Here is a 626-nt window from a genome sequence, read left to right as displayed (position 1 = left end):
TGTTTTTTGCTCAGGGCTATGTGGCTTGCTCCGACCGGCCCTTCCAGCTCGAAATGTGGCGGCGGCAGGCTACCGGCACCGTGGCTGAGCTACTGGGCCCCTCCGAAATAAAGCGCGACATCGGTACGAAGCTGTTTAAGTACCGGGGCGACATGGAGCGGGAAATGGCCCACTACCATCCCCGCGGGAAAGCCATCCTGACTGCCTACGTGGAAGGAATCAACGCCAAGGTAGCCGAACTCCGATCCGATCCGGCCAACCTGCCTTTTGAGTTCAAAACCCTGAATACCCTACCTGGTTACTGGACGCCCGAAATAGTGGTCAGCCGTCATCAGGGGCTGGTGGCTAATGTGATTGACGAGCTAAACTACGGCCGCGAGGTACACCTGATGGGCGAAGAAAAGACCCGCGAACTCAACTGGTTTCACCCTACCCGCAAAGCTGATACCGAGCCTAAGCTAACGCTGGAAAAAGGCGTGGAGGGCGAAGGGCTGATGCAGGATATTCTGGAACTCTACACCGCCCACCGACGCCCCGTGCGGTTCCGGGCCGAGGATAAGCGTACCGGACAGCTACTGGGAAACGACGATTTTGATTTTCAGAAGTGGTACGATACCGAAAAGCAG

The 626-nt window shown here is 57.0% G+C and carries 1 protein-coding gene; it reads left to right on the top strand.

From position 1 onward, the window contains the following. Positions 1-626 (top strand): penicillin acylase family protein (locus tag ACLD7X_RS17845; RefSeq protein ID WP_411425031.1); only part of this gene is annotated, 626 nt, incomplete at both ends.

It is taken from the genome of Aphanothece microscopica RSMan92 (genome assembly GCF_046613545.2).
Taxonomy (GTDB): Bacteria; Cyanobacteriota; Cyanobacteriia; order PCC-6307; family Cyanobiaceae; genus NIES-981.
Note: the sequence above shows the minus strand (reverse complement) of the source record. Positions and strands in the feature narration are given on the sequence as shown.